The 21,086-nt window shown below is 54.0% G+C and carries 14 protein-coding genes; 5 read left to right on the top strand and 9 right to left on the bottom strand.

Features of this window, described 5'->3' with window-relative positions; all coding sequences use genetic code 11:
• Positions 1-60: 60 nt before the first annotated feature.
• On the top strand, positions 61-519 hold the full coding sequence (locus EHV15_RS11400) for a hypothetical protein (protein ID WP_246061467.1): 459 nt from the start codon (positions 61-63) through the stop codon (positions 517-519).
• Positions 520-626: 107 nt separating this feature from the next.
• On the opposite strand, the gene EHV15_RS11395 is transcribed toward EHV15_RS11400, so the two are convergent.
• Positions 627-1,412, bottom strand: a complete 786-nt coding sequence (locus EHV15_RS11395) for a protein-glutamine gamma-glutamyltransferase (RefSeq protein ID WP_128631303.1) — start codon at positions 1,410-1,412, stop codon at positions 627-629.
• A 159-nt stretch (positions 1,413-1,571) separates the two neighbouring features.
• Between EHV15_RS11395 and EHV15_RS11390 the strand changes: the two genes are divergently transcribed.
• Positions 1,572-3,539: a BglG family transcription antiterminator gene (locus EHV15_RS11390; RefSeq protein WP_342773975.1), complete on the top strand. Its 1,968-nt coding sequence runs from the start codon at positions 1,572-1,574 to the stop codon at positions 3,537-3,539.
• A gap of 128 nt (positions 3,540-3,667) precedes the next feature.
• Entirely contained in the window at positions 3,668-5,695 is a 2,028-nt protein-coding gene (locus EHV15_RS11385) for a PTS fructose transporter subunit IIABC (RefSeq protein WP_128631301.1), read from the top strand.
• A 326-nt stretch (positions 5,696-6,021) separates the two neighbouring features.
• Here the strand turns inward: EHV15_RS11385 and pyk are convergent, their stop codons facing one another.
• Both pyk and EHV15_RS11375 read right to left on the bottom strand, forming a co-directional pair.
• The gene (gene pyk / locus EHV15_RS11380) at positions 6,022-7,437 is read right to left on the bottom strand and encodes a pyruvate kinase (RefSeq protein ID WP_128631300.1); all 1,416 of its coding nucleotides are present in this window, start codon (positions 7,435-7,437) and stop codon (positions 6,022-6,024) included.
• A gap of 100 nt (positions 7,438-7,537) precedes the next feature.
• A complete protein-coding gene (locus EHV15_RS11375; protein ID WP_128631299.1) occupies positions 7,538-7,876 on the bottom strand; it encodes a DsrE family protein in 339 nt (112 codons plus the stop codon).
• Between the two features lie 221 nt (positions 7,877-8,097).
• Between EHV15_RS11375 and EHV15_RS11370 the strand changes: the two genes are divergently transcribed.
• Positions 8,098-9,606, top strand: coding sequence for a serine hydrolase domain-containing protein (locus EHV15_RS11370; protein WP_128631298.1), 1,509 nt, complete (start codon positions 8,098-8,100; stop codon positions 9,604-9,606).
• Between the two features lie 349 nt (positions 9,607-9,955).
• On the opposite strand, the gene EHV15_RS11365 is transcribed toward EHV15_RS11370, so the two are convergent.
• The 6 genes from EHV15_RS11365 to EHV15_RS11340 all read right to left on the bottom strand — a co-directional run bounded on the left by EHV15_RS11365 (position 9,956) and on the right by EHV15_RS11340 (position 18,029).
• Positions 9,956-10,792, bottom strand: coding sequence for a carbohydrate ABC transporter permease (locus tag EHV15_RS11365; RefSeq protein WP_128631297.1), 837 nt, complete (start codon positions 10,790-10,792; stop codon positions 9,956-9,958).
• A complete protein-coding gene (locus tag EHV15_RS11360) occupies positions 10,792-11,667 on the bottom strand; it encodes a carbohydrate ABC transporter permease (protein ID WP_128631296.1) in 876 nt (291 codons plus the stop codon). The genes EHV15_RS11365 and EHV15_RS11360 overlap by 1 nt, the downstream gene beginning before the upstream one ends.
• Before the next feature lie 103 nt (positions 11,668-11,770).
• The gene (locus EHV15_RS11355; protein WP_128631295.1) at positions 11,771-13,048 is read right to left on the bottom strand and encodes a sugar ABC transporter substrate-binding protein; all 1,278 of its coding nucleotides are present in this window, start codon (positions 13,046-13,048) and stop codon (positions 11,771-11,773) included.
• A 214-nt stretch (positions 13,049-13,262) separates the two neighbouring features.
• Positions 13,263-14,828 carry a response regulator gene (locus EHV15_RS11350; protein ID WP_178075825.1) on the bottom strand — a complete coding sequence of 522 codons (1,566 nt, stop codon included), beginning with the start codon at positions 14,826-14,828 and terminating at the stop codon, positions 13,263-13,265.
• On the bottom strand, positions 14,806-16,584 hold the full coding sequence (locus EHV15_RS11345; protein WP_178075824.1) for a sensor histidine kinase: 1,779 nt from the start codon (positions 16,582-16,584) through the stop codon (positions 14,806-14,808). Before EHV15_RS11345 ends, EHV15_RS11350 begins: the two co-directional genes overlap by 23 nt.
• Positions 16,585-16,916: 332 nt before the next feature.
• Positions 16,917-18,029, bottom strand: coding sequence for a mechanosensitive ion channel family protein (locus EHV15_RS11340; RefSeq protein WP_128631292.1), 1,113 nt, complete (start codon positions 18,027-18,029; stop codon positions 16,917-16,919).
• Between the two features lie 177 nt (positions 18,030-18,206).
• Here EHV15_RS11340 and EHV15_RS11335 point away from each other — a divergent pair, with 177 nt between their 5' ends.
• On the top strand, positions 18,207-21,068 hold the full coding sequence (locus EHV15_RS11335; RefSeq protein WP_128631291.1) for a YhgE/Pip domain-containing protein: 2,862 nt from the start codon (positions 18,207-18,209) through the stop codon (positions 21,066-21,068).
• The last annotated feature ends 18 nt before the right edge of the window (positions 21,069-21,086 follow it).

Below are 21,086 nucleotides of genomic sequence, written 5' to 3'. Positions count from 1 at the left end.
TGCACAAATGCCCATATTCGCGAATATACTGCAGCATGAAAAAAAGGAGGAATTGAACTCATGCAACCCAATCCTAATGTGTATTCGACTTACGGGGCTACCCCGACCGCTCCCATCAGCCAGGTCAGCCCCGCGTACCATGAGCCGATGGATCACCACGGCCACAAAAGACATATGATGGAAATTTGCAAAAGATATCATCATCATCTCATTCACATTGAAAGCAGCGACGGCCATGTTCACGTAGGTATTATTGACGGAATGGACGACGATCACGTGTATTTGCTCATTCCGATCGGCGATATGGACGGCGACGATCGTGCTTTTGGCGCTCCGTTTGGCGGATTTGGCACTCCGTTCGGCGGGTTTGGCACTCCGTTTGGCGCTCCGTTTGGCGGATTTGGCGGGTTTGGCGGATTTCCTTTTTTCGGCGGATTCCCCCGGAGATTTCGCCGCTTTATACGCCGGCCTTTCCCGTTTTTCGGACTCAGAAGATTTTTCTTCCCATTCTTCTTTTGATTACGAATCAAAGCTACGGCCACTGGATGGTGCGATCCAGTGGTTTTTGCGTATTTTTCGCAAATAAAAAACCGCAGGGAGGCGCGGGAGGCGCCCCCTTTTTCCGATTAAACGGCTTGCTTGCGGCGGTATACGCTGCTGCCGATTCTCGCAAATACGCCGCTCAGTCTGCGGATATGCTCGAAGTTCGGATAGATCACCTCATCAAGCATATATGCCGATACCCTGCTGCCCGGCCTTCTTCTGCGGTTCAGCGCTTCAATGATTCCGGACGAAGATTTTATGCCTACGCCATGGCCGTAAAACAGGTCAGGCCCCAGCATGATGCCATTCTCTCCCTGCCACTCCGGGGTTGCCGGGTTATGGTCGGGATTTTTGAAATAGAAAATGTCCCCCGGGTAAGCTCCAAGCATCCGGTTTCCCTGGATAAATCCAAGATCACTGTCATACTGCCAATCATACAAATACAAATTGTTAAAGTAAGTGTTGAACGCCGACCGCGGGATTTGCTCCAACACCGCCTTGTACACAACGATAACCATCGCCATGGAACATTCAAACCCATAGAGCGAGCCGTTGGCAAAAATATCACGGATGGCATCGGTGGGAGCCACTCCGCTTCGCAGCCGGAATCCCCCTTCCCCGGTTCGATGCCAATACGCTTCGTTGCAGCGGGAAGTTTTGTACGTGGCAAACTTCACTCCGCTGGCATACAGCGCCTGTGCCGACTCCACGATGCGGCTGCGAAGGCTAAGTTCGAACAGGAGCGCCTCCAGCGACACATACGCGTAAGCGGCCGGGCTGGCTTCCTTCGCCTGCACGATGGACCGCTGCAGCTCGGGCAGCGCCATCTGACCTAACCGGATTCTATCTCCGGGCGGTAAAACAATCATCTTTTCCCCTCCGTGTTCATTGTTTTGGGGTTGGTTAGGTTATTGTACGTGCAAAAGCCCGTTTTGGTGATGATTCCATTGAATATCCGTTCCCTGGCAATGCTATAATATAGAGCGATTTCAGCAATATTCAGATCAAAAGGCCATTTTATTCGAAGGATGTTGACGCATAACATGAACGATCGGCAAAAAGGAATACTTCACATGCTTTTAACGGAACAGCGCCCCCATGTTCGCGTCCAGGATATAGCGGCAGAGCTAAACTGTTCGGAGAAAACGATCCGCAACGATTTCGATGAAATCGAGCGGTATTTGGCGGAGCATACCACGGCCAAGCTGCTGCGCAAACCCGGCATTGGGGTATCGCTCACGATTGGGGAGCGGGAGAAAGAAAAGCTGTTAAGCTCGCTGTTCTGGTCCGCCCCGAACAAGGAATACAATACGGATGTGAACCGGTCCGCGGCGATCCTCTACCGGCTGCTGATGGAACCCCGGCCCACAACGATCCATGAGCTCGCAGCGCAGCATTTCGTAAATAAGGCCACCATTAAAAAAGACTTGGACAGGCTTCAGCCATGGCTCAAAAAATACAACCTCTCCATCGTCTCCAAACAAAAGGTCGGCGTCACCGCCGAAGGCAAGGAACGCGATAAACGGACCGCTTTGTCGAAGCTGTCCCAACTGACGGGCCAAGCCGGCAACCAATTTATCAAGGACAGGTTTGCGCCCCACGAAATTGAGCTCGTTGCCCGCGAGTTGAAGCAGCTGGAAACGGATGCCGGGCTTTTTTTCACGGACGAAGCTATGGACAACCTGCTTGTGCACACGCTGCTGATGGTGCGGAGGACGAAGCTGAAGCAGCCGATCTCTTTTTCGGAGCAAGAAAAGTCGCTTATCCGGGAAAAACGGGAGTTTCCCTGGACGGATGCGTTCGCCCGGAAATTGGAGCGGATTTTCGCCGTCCGTTTCCCCCAAGATGAGGTGGCTTATTTAACCGCGCATATCCTCGGCGGAAAAATCCGCTCCCAGACGCGGATTGAAGCCAGCTTGCCCGCAGGCGGCCCGTCCGGCTCTGCCGATGACCGGGGCCGTGTCTCCGGATTGGTGGAGTCGCTCGTGCAAAAAATGTCCGCGCTGACCTTGGTCGATTTTGCCCGGGATCCGATTTTGCTGGAAGGGCTGCGCATTCACCTGTATTCGGCGGTTAACCGCCTAAGCTATGGACTGATCGTAACCAATCCGATGCTTCCGGATATCAAAAAAATGTACCCGTACATGTTTGATAGGGTCATCGACGCCACCCGCGGAATCGGCGGCGGATTCCCGTTTGTCATTCCCGAAGAGGAGGCGGCTTATCTGACCTTGCATTTTCAGGCGGCGGTCGAACGTTTAAGCCAACCCGCGGCGAAGCCGAAGCAGATTATAACGGTGTGCCATATGGGGATCGGCGTGTCGCAGATTTTGCGCACCAAGCTGGAGCGGAAATTCCCGGATCTGAAAGTGCTGGATTCCGTCCGGAAGGCCGATTTGCCGGCTTACCTCGCCCGGGAGGGCGTCGATTTTATCGTGTCCACGATACCGCTGGAGAATGTCAACCCACCGCATATCGTCGTCTCCCCGCTGCTGGATTCGGGGGAAATCCGCAAGATCGAAGACTTCATCGGCCGGATGGACGAGGAAAGGGAACCCGCCGATTCGGGCTCCATCCTGCAGCAGTTTACCCGGCCTTCCCTTGTTTTCCCGCAGGCCGGTTTCGGCCACCGCTTTGAAATCATCGAATATCTCGCAAACCAGCTGCACGTGCAGGGTTTTGTGGAGCAGGACTATGCCCATCAGGCCTTGCTCCGGGAACGCGTCTCGTCGACGACGATCGGCGGCGGCATTGCGATTCCCCATGGCGATCCCAAGCTGATCCGAAGTTCGCAAATCGCCGTAGCCACGTTAAAGGAACCGCTGGATTGGGACCAGGAGAAAGTGTCCGTGGTGTTTATGCTCGCCCTGGACCATCGGGATCAGGACAGCATGAAAAAGCTGTTTCAACGGCTATCGCTGCTCAGCGAGCAGCCGTCCGCGGTCGAGCGCATGATCCGGGCGTGCGCCCCCGAGGAACTGCTGGGATGCCTATGAGCAGGGCGGTACGGAAAAAATCGGTTTTTCCGGAACCTGCGGTAAGAATTAAAATCTTTTCCGTCCTTTTTCTGCGCTAAGATGAGGTTGTAAGCGATTACTAACTTGAAACAGGGGGGACCAAAACCATGAAATTGTTGGCCATCACCTCATGCCCAAACGGGATTGCCCATACTTATATGGCGGCGGAAAATTTGCAGAAAGCCGCGGAGAAATTAGGCATTGAGATGAAAGTTGAAACCCAGGGCTCGATCGGGGTGGAAAACCAGTTTACGGAGGAGGAGATCCGCCAGGCGGACGGGATTATCATCGCGGCGGACAAGTACGTGGATAAAAGCCGGTTCATCGGCAAAAAATTGCTGGCGGCAGGCGTACAGGAAGGAATCCGCACCCCGGAAGAACTGATCCAAAAAATGATTCGCGGTGAAGCCACAGTGTACCGGGGGAGCAAAGAGGCAGGCGACCGTCCGGTCAAGCAAGCGGCGGGCAAACAGCAGAACCAATTTTACCGGCATTTGATGAGCGGTGTCTCTTACATGATCCCGTTTATCGTCGTCGGCGGTTTGCTGATCGCCATCGCGTTGTCGGTCGGCGGCGTGCCGACGCCGGGCGGCCTGCAAATTCCCGAGGATTCGTTCTGGAAAACGATCGAGAAGCTGGGCGCCGCATCCTTTACGTTTATGGTTCCGATTCTGGCCGGGTTCATCTCCTTTAGCATCGCGGACCGGCCGGGCCTGGCGCCAGGGCTGATCGGCGGCTACATCGCCGCCAACGGCAGCTTCTACGGCAGCGAAGCCGGCGCCGGATTTATCGGGGGGATTATCGCCGGTTTTCTGGCCGGTTACGTGGCTCTGTGGATCAAGAAATGGAAAGTGCCGAAACCGATCGTCCCGATCATGCCGATCATTATCATCCCGGTACTTTCCTCGCTGATCGTCGGCCTGATCTTTATCTTTCTGCTGGGCGGACCGATCGCCCAGGTGTTTGCCTGGATGACCACCTGGCTGGCCAGCATGCAGGGGACCAGCTCCATCCTGCTCGCGCTCATTCTCGGCGCCATGATTTCCTTCGATATGGGCGGCCCCGTCAACAAGGTTGCCTTTATGTTCGGGTCCGCGATGATCGCCGAGGGCAACTATCAGATTATGGGTCCGATTGCCGTGGCGATTTGTATTCCGCCGATCGGCCTTGGCCTCGCCACGTTTATGTTCAAGCGGAAATTCCACGACGCCGAACGCGAATCCGGGAAAGCGGCTTTTACGATGGGCTTGTTCGGCATCACCGAAGGCGCGATTCCGTTCGCTTCGCAGGACCCGCTGCGCGTCATTCCGAGCATCATGGTCGGCTCCATGGCTGGTTCCGTAATCGCCATGCTCGGGAACGTCGGTGACCGGGTAGCCCACGGAGGCCCGATCGTTGCGGTATTGGGTGCGGTGGATAACGTCCTGATGTTTTTCGTCGCCGTGATCATTGGGGCGATTGTGACCGCGCTGATGATCAAGCTGCTTAAAAAGGATCAGGTTGCACCTCAGCTCGCCGGCGGTTCCGAGGCTTATGAAGAGGCTGCTTCGGCTGCGGAGCTTGTGGAACGGTGGCAGGAGCGGCGGCAGGGACGGCAGCAGATGGGCACACCCGCCATGGCCGGCTCTGAAGTCAAAACCGGAACCGCAGCTAAAGAGCAGCAAGAGCCGCGCCCGGTCAACAAACTGACGGATATCCTTGATTTGAATCTGATCGAGACTTCATTGACCGCTTCAACGCGGGACGGGGTCATCGATGAAATGATCGCTAAATTGGAGGCGGAAGGCGTGCTGACCTCCCGGGAGGAATTTAAGCGAGCGATTTTGAGCCGCGAGAGTGAAAGCTCTACCGGAATCGGGATGAACATCGCCGTTCCCCACGGGAAATCATCCGCCGTCCTTAAGCCGCGGGTCGTATTCGGGATGAAGCCGGAAGGCGTCGACTGGAACAGCGCGGACGGAACACCGGCCAAGCTGATCTTTATGATCGCCGTCCCTGCCGAGAATAAAGGCAATGAGCACCTGAAAATTTTGCAAATGCTCTCCCGCCAGCTGATGGACGACGGCTTCAGAGAGCGCTTGTTGAACGTGAAGACCAAACAAGCGGCCTACGAGCTGCTGGATGAGATTCAGTAATATGAGGGAAAAGGCACTCCCGGTGCAGGTTGTCGGGGAGTGCCTTTTTTCGGAGCGCTCAGAAATAGCGGTAATTTGTGGTCCTATACTCCCGACTGGACATTTGGCTCGGCAAATAGCGGCAATTTATGTCGCTATGCCTCGGCCATGACGCCGAAAAACCTCATTTGCGCCAGTCCAACGGAAAATAGCGGCACAAAAATCCGTTATTCCGGCGAATTATCCGAAATCCAAAAATATAGGGACCTTTTTTGCCGTTATGTCACGTTATGTGGAAAAGCGGACGGCCCTACCCCCTCCTACGCGGCAAACCGGTCCCGCCCTCTTTAAATTTGCCGGATTTGAATCAAATTGGTCGTACCCGCCTGCCCAAGCGGCAAGCCCGCGGACAACACGACCGTGTCCCCTTCCTGGGCGTACCCGGACTTCACCGCGCTTTGAATCGCCGAATCAAACATCTCGTCGGTGGTGGTCACCGGCCCTCCCAGATAAGGGAACACCCCGGACAAAAGGCATAACTTGACCAGCACATGCGGGTGATGCGCAAACGCCACGATCGGGGCCTTGGGCCGGTACTTGGACACCATCTGGGCGGTAAAGCCGCTTTCGGTGGAGGTGAGAATTACTTTGGCGTCCAACTCCAGGGAAGCGCTGACGGCGCCTTGGCTGATCACCTCCGTGATGTTGGTCGCATGCAGCTTTCTTCTATGGTTGAATTGCTCGTCATAGTCGATCATCGACTCCGCTTTGCGGGCCACCGCCGCCATCGTGCGTACGGCCTGGACCGGGTATTTGCCGGCCGCCGATTCCCCGGACAGCATCACAACATCGGCTCCCTGTATCACCGCGTTGTACACATCGCTCACTTCAGCCCTGGTCGGCCGCGGATTCACCTGCATCGACTCAAGCATATGCGTGGCCACGATCACCGGCTTTCCCGCCAAATTGCATTTATCGATGATCTCTTTTTGCCGTATCGGCACTTCCTCCACCGGCACCTCCACACCCATATCCCCGCGGGCTACCATGATCCCGTCCGACGCCTCTATAATGTCGTCGAGATCGTGAATCCCTTCTTCATTTTCGATCTTGGAAACGATTTGCACGTGGCCGGCACTCTGCTCCTGCAAAATTCGCCGCACTTCGCGGATGTCATCCCCTTTGCGCACGAACGAAACGGCGATCATTTCCACGCCGTGCTCCAGACCAAAATGAATATGGCGGATATCCCGTTCCGTTATCCCGGGCAGCGTCGTTTTGATGCCAGGCAGGTTCACGCCCTTGTTCGGCTTGAGCTTGCCGCCGCTGACAATGCTGCAGCGGATCTCCGAGCCTTCGGCGGATAGGACGCGCAGTTCCACCAGCCCGTCGTCGATCAAAATCCGATCGGCCTCCCGCACCACCTTGGGCATATCGGGATAATTGACCGAAATTCGCGCGGCATCCCCGGCGATCTGCTCGGTCGTTAACACCAGTTCCTCGCCGGCCTTAAGCTCTGCGAACGGTTCGCGCAATTTGCCGATCCGCACCTCCGGCCCTTTAATATCCATCATGATGGGCACAAACGTGTTCAACTCGCGCGCCGCCTCACGCACCTGGGCGATCCGCCGCGCGTGCTCCTCCAATTCTCCATGCGCCATGTTCAGCCTGCCTACCGTCATTCCGGCGCGAATCATGTCCTGAAGCACCCCGCCAGAATCGCAAGCCGGCCCCAGCGTGCAAATGATTTTAGTGCGCAGCATGCTAACCCTCCTTCGAATTTTCACATTCTTTGTTCAGTAAGGTATAGTATGCTTTTTTTGCCCTTCCGATAAACGACTTGGCACGAATCCATTATGGGCCTTAAGCGATCGTGATCACCTCGTATTGCTCCGCAAGCTCCAGGAAACGCCCCATGCTGGACACCTCGCCGGCAGCCAGCTGATCCTGGATCCCGTAATAGTTGACGCAAGTGCCGCAGGCCAGCACAGGTACGCCGCGCCCCTCCAGCTCCTTCAGATGCAGCGAAGCGAACGATTGCTCCGTCAATGCCAGCACGCCCCGGTTCACGCAAAAAACCGCGGCCGGCAGCTGCTCCCGCTGCTTAAGCAGCGTGACGAAGGTTTCCAGCAGCTGCGTACCCAGCTCCCGTTCACCGCCGCCTATGCTGTCCGTCGTTAAAAAAATCACTTTGTTCTTCAAATTTCCGTCTCCCCTCGAAGTCTTTTTTTCACATTTCTGTCCGTATGTAAAGCTAAAGCTATTATAGCTCCAAACACCAATGTAATCGAACCGGCTCTTGCCAATGCAGGGGGGCTCCCCCCGGCTCAAGTCCAGTTTTCAATCCGACCATTTGCCGGCGCAAAGCCCCCGTTCCCGCAGGTACAATAAATCCCGTACCAATATTTAGGGGGAGTAAAAATATGAAATCTGTTTCTAATAAAAAGAGGGCTGCAGCATCGTTTCTCAAAACCTTGCTGATAACTATAGCAGCGGCTGTCATCATAAGCGCCATCCCGGTTAAGGCGGGGGCCGAAAGCCATGAAATCGACAAGGAGCAAATCGATGCTTTCATGCTGGAATCGATGACTAAGCTGCAAATTCCCGGCGCTTCCCTGGCGATCGTTAAGGGAGAGCAAGTTCTTTTTCAAAACGGCTACGGCATTTCCGGGCCCGACCGCAAGCCGGTGACGGCACAAACCCCGTTTGTCATCGGGTCCGTCAGCAAGTCGTTCACCGCCCTGGCCGTCATGCAATTGGCCGATGCCGGGAAAATCGATCTCGAGGCTCCGGTCCGGCAGTATTTGCCCTGGTTCCGGGTTGCCGATGAAGCCGCGTCCGCGCAAATCCGCGTCAAGCATTTGCTTCACCAGACGAGCGGGCTATCCACCTATGACGGCCAGGTGTCGCTGACGCAAGGCGGCTTGCCGATCGAGCAGCATCTCCGTAATCTCAAGCAGGTTAAGCTCACCGAACCTGTCGGCACGGCTTACCAATACTCGAATCTGAATTACGATATTTTGGGAGGCATGATCGAAGCTGTTTCGGGGGTGTCTTACGGAGACTACATCAAGCAAAATATTTACGCGCCGCTGGGCATGACGCACAGCTATGCTTCACCAAACTCTGCGCAGGAGCTGGCTACGGGCTATCAGCCGGTGTTCGGACTCATGCTCCCAACGAAAATGATCAACCATGAAGGGACGGTTCCTTCGGGATATTTGGTCTCCAGCGCCGAGGACATGTCCAAATACCTGATCGCTCAAATCAATCAAGGGCAATTCGGAAATACGGCCATCGTATCCGCGCAGAGCACTGCGCTCATGCATACCCCGGCGGCCTTGATGTGGGGGAACCAATATTACGGCATGGGGTGGAGCATCGACAAGGACCGCAATTGGGTCTATCACGACGGCTCGACGGAAAATACATACTCCAAAATGATCATCGACGGCGATTACGGCATTATTTTACTGGTAAACTCGATGGATTTCTTCCATATCGACGCTTACGATCAAATCACGGCGGGAATCGATCGTATTCTTCACGGCGAGGAGCCCGTCACGGCCGGGATGGATACTTATAAGAAGGATTTTCTGCTCGTCGCTGCCATTGCGCTGGCCGTTCTACTTTACCTGGCAGGGTCGATCCGCGGTCTTTTCCGCTGGAGAGCTCACTTCAAGCCAACTAAGCTGCGTATCGCCATTCAGGTGCTGTCGGTTGCATTCATCCATGCGCTCATTCCGCTCGCAATCCTGTTCGTGCTGCCTAAAGTTCTCGTGCCATGGCCGGTCATCTTCGTATTTCTCGTGGGCTTAGGCCACTTTATGTATTACGCCTCGATTGCGCTGCTCACGATCGGAGCCCTTAAATTGCTGCTGCTTGCCTACAGCATCCGCAAACAAAAAAACGGCCGTAACCCGGCCGTGTAGCGGGTTAAGGCTCCGTAAAAGGACAGGCATCCGTCCGTATGGCTACTGGCGCAGCCTTTCGGTTCGTAATGAACCCCAGCGAGGCAAACCACGGTCACGAAATGCAAAAGTGCAGGCGAATTTCGTCGAAACGCCCCGAAACGGGCGGCTCAAATGTAAAAGTGCAGTTCACCACCCTCGTATATTCCATTATTTTACAATTCCATGCGAACCAAATGCACTTTTGCAGTTCATTCGCTCGAAAAGAGGGATTTGCGAAAAATCAAATGCACTTTTGCACTTGGACCAACTAATCAACGGGAACGAAGGGGACATTTGTCTTCAACCATCGCTTACTTTACTACCCCTGTTACTTCACCGCCCCTGCCGCGATGCCTTTGATGATGTACTTTTGGGCAAACGCATAGAAAATGACGACAGGGATGATGGTCAGCGTCAGGCCTGCCATGGCCTGGTTCCACACGATCGTGAACTCTCCGAAGAAGTAGAATGTCGACAGCGGGATCGTGCGCAGCGCTTTATCCGACAGCGTCAGCGACGGCAGCAAATAGTCGTTCCACGTCGCGATGACGTCCAGAATGGCTACGGTAATCGTGATCGTCTTCAGCATCGGAAACACGATTCTCCAAAACACGCCGAATTTCGTGCAGCCATCCAGAGTCGCGGCTTCCTCCAGCGCGATCGGAATCGATTTGATGAACCCGTGGTACAAAAACACCGCCATACTGGCGTGGAAGCCGATGTTCATGTATATCAAGCCGCCGTGCGTATTCAGCATCGGGAGATGCAGGTAGGTGCGAATCCAATCCATAACCTGCATCAGCGGCATCATCAGCGTTTGGAACGGGATCAGCATCGTCGCGACATAAGCCATAAACATCCATTTGCTGATTTTCGTGTCGCGCCGCACCAGCATCCAGGCGGTCATCGACGACAAAATCACCACAAAAATCACCGTCAAAATAGTGACCAGCAGCGAATTGCCGAGCACCCGGAAGAAGTTCATCTTGTCGATCGCGCTCGCGTAGTACTCGAAGTTAAGGCTTTGCGGGAGCGCCAGCGCGTTGGTGTACAACTCCGCCCGGTTTTTGAAAGAGTTGACGAGCATAATATAAATCGGAGACAAGAAAACAAGTGCAAGAATGAGCAGTAAGACGGAAGGAATCCATTTGCCGGCAGGCTTCATTACATTTGCACCTCTTTCTTTTTCGTAATGATGACCTGTGTCAGCGTCACAACAGCCACGACGAGGAAGAACACGATCGCCTTCGCTTGGCCGACGCCATACCGGCCGTACCCGAAGATTTCGTTAAAAATGTTCATGGCGAACATTTCCGTGGAGTTCACGGGACCGCCGTTCGTCAAAGACAGGTTTACGTCATAGATCTTAAACGCGCCGGAGAGCGTCATAAAGAAGCAGATCGTAAAGGACGGCATAAGCAGCGGAAACACGATTTTGGTCAGACGCTGCCACATATTCGCGCCGTCGACCTTCGCCGCCTCAAGCGTTTCGTCCGAAATCCCCTGAATCCCCGCGATATAGATGATCATCGTATAACCGGCCATTTGCCACGTAAACACAATCACCATCGCATACAGCGCGAATTCCGGATTGATCAGCCAGTTGAAAAAGATGTTGTCAAGCCCCGTGTTGTTCCCGAGAAACTTAAAAATATCAGTAAAAATAAACTTCCAAATGTAGCCCAAAATCAGCCCGCCGATCAGGTTCGGCATAAAAAACAGCGTCCGCGCCAGGTTGCTCGTGCGAAGCCCGCTGGTCACCAGCAAGGAGAACAAGAGCCCAAAGACGTTGACGGAGATCAGCGCCAAAATCGTGAATTTGATCGTATGCCAAGCCGAAGAATAAAACCGCTCATCATGAAAAATACGGATATAGTTGTCGAAGCCCACGAACACTTTCGGATCGGCCGGAATCCCGTTCCAGCTAATAAACGAGTAGTACACCCCAATGATAAACGGTATGATCACGACTGTCGTAAAGATGATGAATAACGGCATGGTAAACAACGCGTACCAGAGCTTATCTTTGTTACTGCGCATAGGTCCACCCCATTTCGGGAATTTGCTGTAAAAAACTAAAGCCTAACGCCATCGAAGCAGAGTTAGGCTTTAGTGTGATGATTTCCTAAACGTCAGCTAAATGTTACTTTGCCGCATTGGCCCAAGCTTTATCCAGGTTTTGCAGGAACTGCTGGCCGGTCATATCCGGATTCAGGAAGAACTCGGCCGTCGCCGGAGCCAGGTCGTTCACGATGATCCCTTGCGGGAAGTAGTTAAAAGCCCAAGGAATCGTTTCACCGCTCTTCGTAGCTTCAAATACCGCTTGCGACAGCGGATCGAGACCCGTCGCTTCGATGTTGGTCATCGCCGGGATAAATTTGAACTCGTTCACGATCGTATTTTTGCCCGTTTCGCTCGTAAACATCCAGTTCAGGAAAGCGTTGGCCGCTTTGATTTCCGCCTCGCTCGCTTCCTTGTTGATGACCCAGCCGCCCGGAATATCTACGGACAGCTTCTTGTTGCCGGCAATCGGCAACGGCATCATGCCGATGTCCAGATCGCCGTAGTCCGCGAGCATCGAGTAACTCCAGTTGCCTTGGTGAACCATCGCCGTTTTTCCGGTGGCGAAATCCCCCATTTGCGTGTCATACGTTACTTCCATCGGGTTTGTGGAGTTGGCCCGAATCACTTCCATAAACTTGGCGAACTCTTGGAATTCCTTGGTGTCGGCCAGTTTCACTTCGCCTTTGTTCAGCTTCTCGACGAACGCTTTCGGATCTTCCTGGAGGGCGAACGGAGTATTGATGATATGCCCGATCAGGAAGTACGCTTCCTGGGAAAGGCTCAGCCCGTTAACACCTTTGGCCTTCAGGCCTTCCATCGTGGTCTTGAAAGAGTCGAAGTCGGTTACTTTGCCCGGATCGACCAGGCTCTTGTTGTATACGAGACCGAAGCCCTCTACGCCCGTCGGCACGCCAACCACTTTGCCGTCGACTTCCAGGGCCATGTTCGGCGCGATATTTTTGACATACTCTTCATTGCTCATATCGTAGTAATAGGACTTGAATTTTTCCGCCTCCGCGCCGGCCCCTACGCTAAAGATCGTCGGGCCTTCCTTCGCCGCCAGCTTGGCTTGCAGTTGGGTCATGTAAGCATCGCCGGCAGAGCCCCATACGTCGACTTCGTTGCCGGTTTCCTGTTTGTATTTTTCCGCCAACCCCTCCAGGGCTTCGGCGATTTCGACCTTGTTTTGGAACAGCGAAATTTTCGCTTGTTTTTCCGGTTGATTGCCGCCTCCGGCACCGCCGGCATTATTCGCGGCATTGCCCGCATTGTTTTTTGCGTTGCCACCGCAAGCCGCTAGAGCAACAACTAACGCCATCGTCGCGATCAAACCAAGCGCTTTTTTCGTTCTTTTCATTCCTGTCCCCCCGATTATGATGTCGTTTGTAATGATGAAACCCCTTACACGTCCATTATATTGGTTATGGACCTGGGCAATACAGGGGATATCATCGCCATTTGGAGTAAAATTTGAAACTACATGATCTCCCCAAAACAAAAAAGGAAAAAAGTCGCTGCGGCAGCTTCTTCCTTCCTTTGTTATTCCATCCGTGCGGGCAGGTTATGCATTTTTAGCCGCCCATCCGCGGCCGGGGTGCCTTATGATGTTTACGGTACTGCGTCGGTGACTCGCCGGTAAATTTTCGGAACACCTTGCCGAAATAGTTGTCGTCCTCGTACCCCAGCATCCGGGACACCTCAAGTACGGTTTTGTCCGAATGGCTGAGCAGGGACTTGGCTTTTTCCATCCTTAACCCGGTCAAATAGTTCATCACCGTGGTCCCGTAAGTTTCCTTAAACTTCTTGGAAATATATTGCGGGCTGAAATGAAACCGTTCCGCCAAGGAAGTTAAGCTAATCTCGGCCCCGATATTGGACGAGATGTAATGCTGAATCGCATGGATGCTTTGGAGCGAAGCCAAACCTTCCCCCTCCGACTCGATCATCAGCCAGAAAATATGCGTCAGTTCCTTCCCCCACTCCTCCAAATCGCTGATCCAAAGCGACAGCGTTTCCGCCTGGTGCTCCTGATGAAGCTGGCGGGAAATGCGGGCAATCAGCAGATTCACTTCCATCGTATAGTGCTGCAGGTCCTTTAACGACAAATACCCGAGCTGTCTGAGCTCCCGCACAAAAGAACCGATCAACTCCGCCATGTGTTCCTTGTCGCGTTTTCTTAAAGCCTCCAGCAGGAGGATTTCCCGGTCGATAAACGTAACGGCATGGTTTGGCTTGGCCGCGTCCGCCCCGCCGTCCAAAATATTGGCCTGGACAATTTCCGTTCTGGCCTCTTTTATGCCGGATAAAATTTCGGTGTAGACGTACTTTTTTCGGATAAATCCGGAGAAGGTGTCCAGCTTAATTGTGGACAGCCACGACTTCTCCAGTTTGGCCTTGTGGTATTCCACGTCCAAAGCGGAAGCTTCCCCCTCGATCAGGACGCAGAAAAAGGAATCGACCCGAAAAAAATAAAACCGTCCCAAGGGCCGCAGCACGTCTTTTATAATGTTTCGCACGGAGAACATGAACAACGCTTCGTCCCCCATAAAGCTGCGGTCGACAATCGCCGCCAGGTTTCTTGGCAAAAAGAGCAGCAGGTAAAAATCTTTGACGGGGAAGCCCACTTCCTGCAACACTTGGCGGACGCCTTCATGATTCACGGAATCCGTTTGCAAATAGGTAGCCATCTTCTGCTCCTGGAGCAGGGTGTTGGCTTCATGAACCTGAAAGTTTTTGCGCAGCTCCTCGCTGCGGTTTTCCCGGCTCTCCAGGATTGCTTCAACCGCCTTGGAAACGGCCTTGTTCAAGTCGTCGATCTTGAAAGGCTTGAGCAGGTAGTCCACCCCTTGCGCCAGCAAAGTCGCCTTGGCATAACGAAATTCCTGGTACCCGCTCAGAACGATGACTTTGGAATCCCAGCCTTCCGCCCGCAATTTTTCCAGAAAGGTCGGCCCATCCATACGCGGCATGCTCATATCGCAAATGATCAGTTCCGGCGCCTCGCGGCGCACGATTTCAAGCGCCTCCACACCGTCCTCGGCCAGCAAAATTCCGGTCACTTGATGGCTGGGCCAGTCGATGGCCAATTCAACGCCTTCCCTGACATGCTCTTCATCATCCACGATCAGTACTTTCATGCGGTTCACGCTCCTTCTCCGGTTGATAAGGGATGGACAAAGTGACGGTCGTCTGCGCATAAGGCTCGCTTTCGATGTCCCAGGCAAAACCGGGCCCATAATACAACTGCAGCCTCTTTAATACATTAACCAATCCGATGCCGACCCGCGATTCGAGCTTGGCGGAAGAATCCGCATACGCACGGCGGATGTCGCGGATCATGTCCAGGGCGAATCCGCGCCCGTTATCGATCACGCGGATGATCAACCGGTCGTTCAGCTCAATTTCCACGCGGATGGTTCCCGCACCGTTCCCTTTTTCAATCCCGTGCACGATGCTGTTTTCGACCAGGGGCTGCAGCACCATTTTCGGCACCCGCAGAAACAACGCCTCGTCCGGGCAGGTTTGCGAGTAGTCCAATTTATGCTTAAACCTTCCTACCTGCAGCGAAATATAATGGTTCAAATGCTCCAATTCATCTTGCAAAAGAACCTCCTCATGATCGATATCCATATTGTAGCGGAACATCGCCCCCAGCTCGGCCAGCTTGTCGCTGACCTCATGCGCGTTTTTCTTGATCGCCAGCGTGCCGATCGATTGCAGCGTATTGTACAGAAAATGCGGATTGATCTGCGCCTGGAGCATTTTCAGCCGGGCGTCCGCCATCTCCAGCTTGTACCGGTACTGCTGGTTCCAAAGCGCGTCCAGCTCCGCGGCCATATCCTGGAGACGGTCCTCCAGCAGGCCAAGCTCGTCGGTCGCTTGCGAGCCGCCTTGAATGTTGAAATTGCCCATTTGGATTTTTTTGATTTGACCCAGGATGCGTTTGATCCGCAGCAAAATCACATACGAGATGACTCCCGCCATGATGGCGACAAAACCGGTTACAGCCACCTGCAGGGCCAGCGATTTGTTCAGCGCCTGCTTGCCCGCCTGGAGGGTCACGGTGCTCGGGATAAATTTCACCAGCGTAATGGGCAGACCGTAGGAAACGTCCGTATAGTAAATGTATATTCCCATTCCCTTGGGATCATGGATCAGGCCCCTGGCGTTCCCGTCCGCAGCGGCGATTTTCCCGCGCAATTCCGTCATCCAGCCGCTGTCCGCCGCCGGTGAAGTCGAATACAGTAGCTGCAAATTATTTTGCAAAAGAATGTATACATCCCCTTGCTCGGACGTCGATAGCGGTTCAACCAGTTCCCTCAATTCGGTATTCCGGACCGTAACGGAGGTCAGTCCCAGCGTCTCGCGGCTGGAAATGTCCGCAAACAGCTTGTTGATCTGCAGCCTTTTTTCCCCGTTCACTTCAATGACCGCGTACTCCTCGGCATAGCTTTGACCTTCCGCGGGGAGCTGACGGTTGATAAAATCGGGAATGAGCTGCCGCTCGTTCAGCCCCGATTTCACGTTAAACTGGCGGTTGGTCAGCGCGCTTTTGTACGTCACCGAGCGGATTTCCGTATAGCTGCCGAAGAGACGCTGCATTTTTTGATTGATGTACACGGCTTCCGCCGGGGTCTGCATCTCCTTTTTGGTCAGCAGGCGCATCAGCTCGGGGTCGCCGTAATAGGACAACGTCAGCAGCATGATGTCATGGACGTATTTATGAACGCTCGACATCGTGATCGCCATCGATTTTTGGTTCAGCTGAACGAGCTGGTCCTGCACGGAGCGCCCGATAATCTGGTAGGACATGTAGCTGGAAATCAAAAAAGGCACGATGGTGGCTGTCAGCAAACCCAATAAAATTTTGGTGAATAAGCTTCGTTTGATCAAGGACATGGCATCCTCGCCCCCGTAAACGGTTTCTTTCCTGTCAGTAAACCTTATTCTGCTGCCGGGTGTCAACTCTCGGGATCAGAGCCGAAGCACCGAGTACTTCGGCTCTCTCTAATCAGTGGACACTGCGCTAACGGACTCCAGCGACCTTATTCGTCCATTTCCCGGGTATTTCCCAGCCTAACGGACACAAACGCCCCTATTTCGCTCTAAACCATTTTATCCAGGACGGTTTGAGGTAAATAAGGTCTTCTGTGTCCGTTACATTTTACAAACCTCCGTTTTTCCGCAAATAACGGCTCTGGTGTCCTTTAGCTTTCAGATCTTTGCTACTCGTATGACCGGCAGCCCCTGGAGACCTCGTCTCCGTCGTCCGCCACCGCCCCTTCCAAAAACACCCGGTGCGAAGGATACGCCAGCTTGATGCCTTCCTCCTCCAGCACCTGCAGCAAGGCCAAGTTCATTTCCTGCCGGGCCGACAAATACTCCGCCCAAACCGTGGACTTCGTAAAATAATAGATGAAAATCCCCAAGCTGCTCTCGTTAAAATCGGTAAACTTGACGTGAATCGTGCCGGGGTCGATTTGCTTGTTGTCCCTCAGCAGCCGCTCGATCCCGGAAATGGCCGAAGTTAGCCGCGCGCGGTCCGAATCCAGCGCCACGCCAAGCGTAAAGCTGACCCGGCGCTTGCCCATCCTGCTCCAGTTGGTGATCGGCTGATCGGCTAGTGCGGCGTTGGGAACCGTAATCACCGCATCCGCGAAGGTGCGGATTTTGGTGCTGCGGAACGTGATATCCTCCACCATCCCTTCGGCGGCGGGCGTTAGAATCCAATCCCCTTTGGCGAAAGGTTTTTCCAAAATGATGACGATGCCGCCGATAATATTGCCGAGCGTATCTTTGGCCGCCAGGGCGACAGCAAGGCTCCCCAGTCCCATGCCGGCCACCAGGCCGCTGATGCTGAAGCCCCATTCCGTGCCGATTAACGCGATCGTCAGGACGATGACGACAAACCGCAGCACCTTGGACAGAAACGGAATCAGCATGCTGGAATCGTCCAGCCGGATTTTTTGGCTGATCCCTTCAAGCAGTACGGACGATTGAGCCGATAAAATATACAAAGCCCAACCTGCCAGGGCAATGACGGTGCTGCGGAACAGCGGGTCAAGGCCGATGGCCAGCTCCCAGCTGCGCGGCAGCAAATATTTGATGCCCAAATAAACGCCCAGCACCACGAAAAACGAGCGGAACGGCCGTTCAAGCACCTGCTTCCACAGCTCTCCCCTGCCGGATGCTCTAAATAGGCGGTGCAGCAAGGCGAATGCATACTTCACAAATACTTTGTTAAGCAGCGCAAAAAACGCCACGATCAAGACGGCGATTCCGATATCCGCCCACCTGATCTTGTCGATACTTTCAGCAAACCCCTCCCAAAAGTTCATATAAAGCGACACCTCCCGGATAAATAAAGTGCCATTATACCATTGCCCGTTTTATTTTGTCTAAATGACCCCAATATCATATTTGAAAATTTTCTTGAAAAAGATGAAAATGCGGCGTATAATACGAAATGAACGTTTTAGTCATTTAGTCATTTTTATATAAAGGAAGTATGCCTCATGAGAAAACAGCGCAGCCCCATAACGTGGTGGAAAAATAGCATAAAGCATTTACGCCGGTTCCAGGCTTTGATAGCTCATTTAGCGGCAAGCGCAGGCCGGGGCATCGAACGCGCCCTCCGTTATTGCAGCGGTAAAACCCGCCTTGGCCTTCAGCGCAGCCGGCAATTTCTGGCCCGTCAGGGCAGTTACCTGAAGACTGAAACCCTGAATACCGTTAAAAACCGGGAGGTCATCGTGCCCGTTCTCGGTTTGCTGCTGATTCCGCTGCTGTATAGCGGCGTTTACCTGATCGCCAACTGGGACCCCTACGGCAAGGTGTCCAATCTGCCGGTCGCCGTCGTCAATTTGGATAAGCCCGTAAAGTATCAGGGCAAGACGATTGATATCGGGAACCGGCTGGTCGACAATTTGCAGCACAACGACAGCGTGGATTTTCAGTTCGTTTCCAAGGAAAAAGCCGAGCAGGGTTTGAAAAATTACGACTATTACCTGCTGATTGAAATTCCGCCGGGCACGTCGCAGGCCGCGACCACGATTCTGGACCCGGAACCGCAGAAAATGGAGCTAGTGTACAAGGAAAACAGCGCGTTCAATTTTTTGTCCGCTTCGATTTCCGATAAGGTCGTGGAAAAAATCCAGAAGGAAGTTTCGGCGGAAGTAACCGAAACGTTCACGGAGGAAATGTTCGAAGCCTTGACCCAAGTGTCCGACGGACTGCGCGACGCCAGCGACGGCGCGAGCCAGCTGGAATCCGGCCTGAAGCAGCTCGGCGACGGCATTTCCGAGTTTCAAAAGCAAGTGAACGGCAAAATCGACGCGGCGATGGGCTCTGCCGATCAGCGGCTGGATTCGCTCATCGACGAATACGGCGACAAGCTGCATGAGCGAATCAACGAAGAGATCGACAAGGAAATCGCTGAAAATAAAGACCCGATCGATCAGCGCCTGCACGAGGAAGTGAACCAGGCGATCGCGGACAATGCCGGCACCGTGAAGCAGCGCATGCATAATGAAATCGACACAGCGGTCCTAAACAACGCCGAATCGGTGCGCAGCGTGCTGCACGAGCAAATCGACAAGGCCTTTGCCGAATACGGCGACGATGTCCGCGCGCGAATGCATAAGGAGATCGACACGGCTGTGGACGAATATTCGGGGCAAATCCGCAGCAAGCTGCACAGCGAAGCCAATGGCTTGATCGACCAGTACAGCGGTAAAACCCGCAGCCGGATCCACTCGGAGATCGACAAGGCCATCGACGAGTACAGCGATGCCGTCAAGGCGTATATTATCGCCAGCGTGGACGAGGAGATCAATCAGCAAATCGATCAAATCGTATTGGACGCCAAGGAAAAGGCGAAACAGCTCGACGATACGTTTGCCCGGGTGCTGAAGGAGCTGGAGCCGGTGATCGAGCAATTGCCGGCCGACAAGCAGGAGCAAATCCGGGCGCGGCTGGCCGAACTGGAGAAGGCCAAGCAGCAAATTGTCGATTGGATGGATTCGCAGCTCCCCGGTCTGAAGCAAAAGCTGAACGATCGCGTCAACCAGATCATCAGCAAGCGCTTTGACGAAAAGCTGCCACAAATTACGGATAAAATCCACAACGTCATCGACGATAAATTCGCTGAGTTGATGCCGCAGCTAGAGCAAAAGCTGAACGACCTCATCGACACCAAATACGAAGAGCTGCTGCCGGACATCGTCAGCCGGATTCATTCGGCCGCGGACACCAAGCTGAACGAGTTGGAGCCGAAGGTGCAAAGCGAACTCCATGCCAAGGCGGACGAGAAATTCGACGAGCTCCAGCCGGAGCTGCGGCAGAAGCTTCATGAAGCGGCCGACGATAAATGGGGCGCGCTGCTGCCGGAAGTGACGGACCGCTTGAACCAGGTCGCGGAAGACAAATATCAATCATTGCTGCCGAAGCTGCAGCAGCGCTTGCACGACGCGGCGGACGAGAAATTCGCTGACGCCAAGGGCAAGGTTTCCGAGCTGTCGCATGACAAGCTGGACGAAGTCAAAGGCATCGCCACCGATGCCCAGGGCACGCTGAACGATGCGTTTGACCAGTTGCTGGACGGTCAGCAGAAGCTGTTGGACGGCGAACAGCTGCTGAAAGACGAGCTGCGCAAAGGCGCGGAAAAAGCAACGCTGGACCCGACCGCCCAGACGTACAACATGTTCGCCCAGCCCGTGGAAAGCAGCCAGGTCAGCAACCATGACGTGGAATATTACGGAGAAGGGATGGCTCCTTATTTCCTGGCGCTTGGCCTGTTTGTCGGCGCGTTGATGTTTTCGTTGTTTTACCCGTTGAAAAAGACAACGATCGCTCCGCCGAACGGTCCGGTCTGGTTCCTCGGCAAATTCGGGTTCATGCTGGCGGAAAGCCTGCTGCAAACGACCATCCTCGTAGCTTTTGTGCTGTACGGCCTGAAGCTGCAGGTGACGAGCGTGCCGATATTTTTTACGGTGGCGTTGTTCTCAAGCATCACCTTTTACGCCATCATCCAGTTTTTGTCCAGCCTGTTCGGCAATGTCGGGCGGTTTATGATCGTCATCATGCTGGTGCTGCAGCTGTCCGCTTCGGCCGGGACGTTCCCGATCGAGCTGACGCCGGAGTTCTTCCAGCAAATCCATCCGTATTTGCCGATGACGTATTCGGTCAGAGCTTTCCGGGCCGTTATTTCCAGCGGGGACTACGCCTTCATGTGGTCCAGCCTGGACCGCCTGGCTGTGTTCCTGGCCGCAAGCTTGGCCGGCAGCCTGCTGTACTTCACGCTGGCGCATTACCTGAAAACCCGCAAAGCCGCGAAAGCGCAGCGTACGGCTAATGCGCAGCTGCCGATGGAATCTTAAGCAAAAATGCAGACGTCC

Origin of the sequence: Paenibacillus oralis, from assembly GCF_003863965.1 — a bacterium.
In the GTDB taxonomy this organism is placed as follows: domain Bacteria; phylum Bacillota; class Bacilli; order Paenibacillales; family Paenibacillaceae; genus Fontibacillus; species Fontibacillus oralis.
The sequence above is the reverse complement of the archived record's forward strand: the minus strand, read 5'-3'. Positions and strand labels throughout refer to the sequence as shown.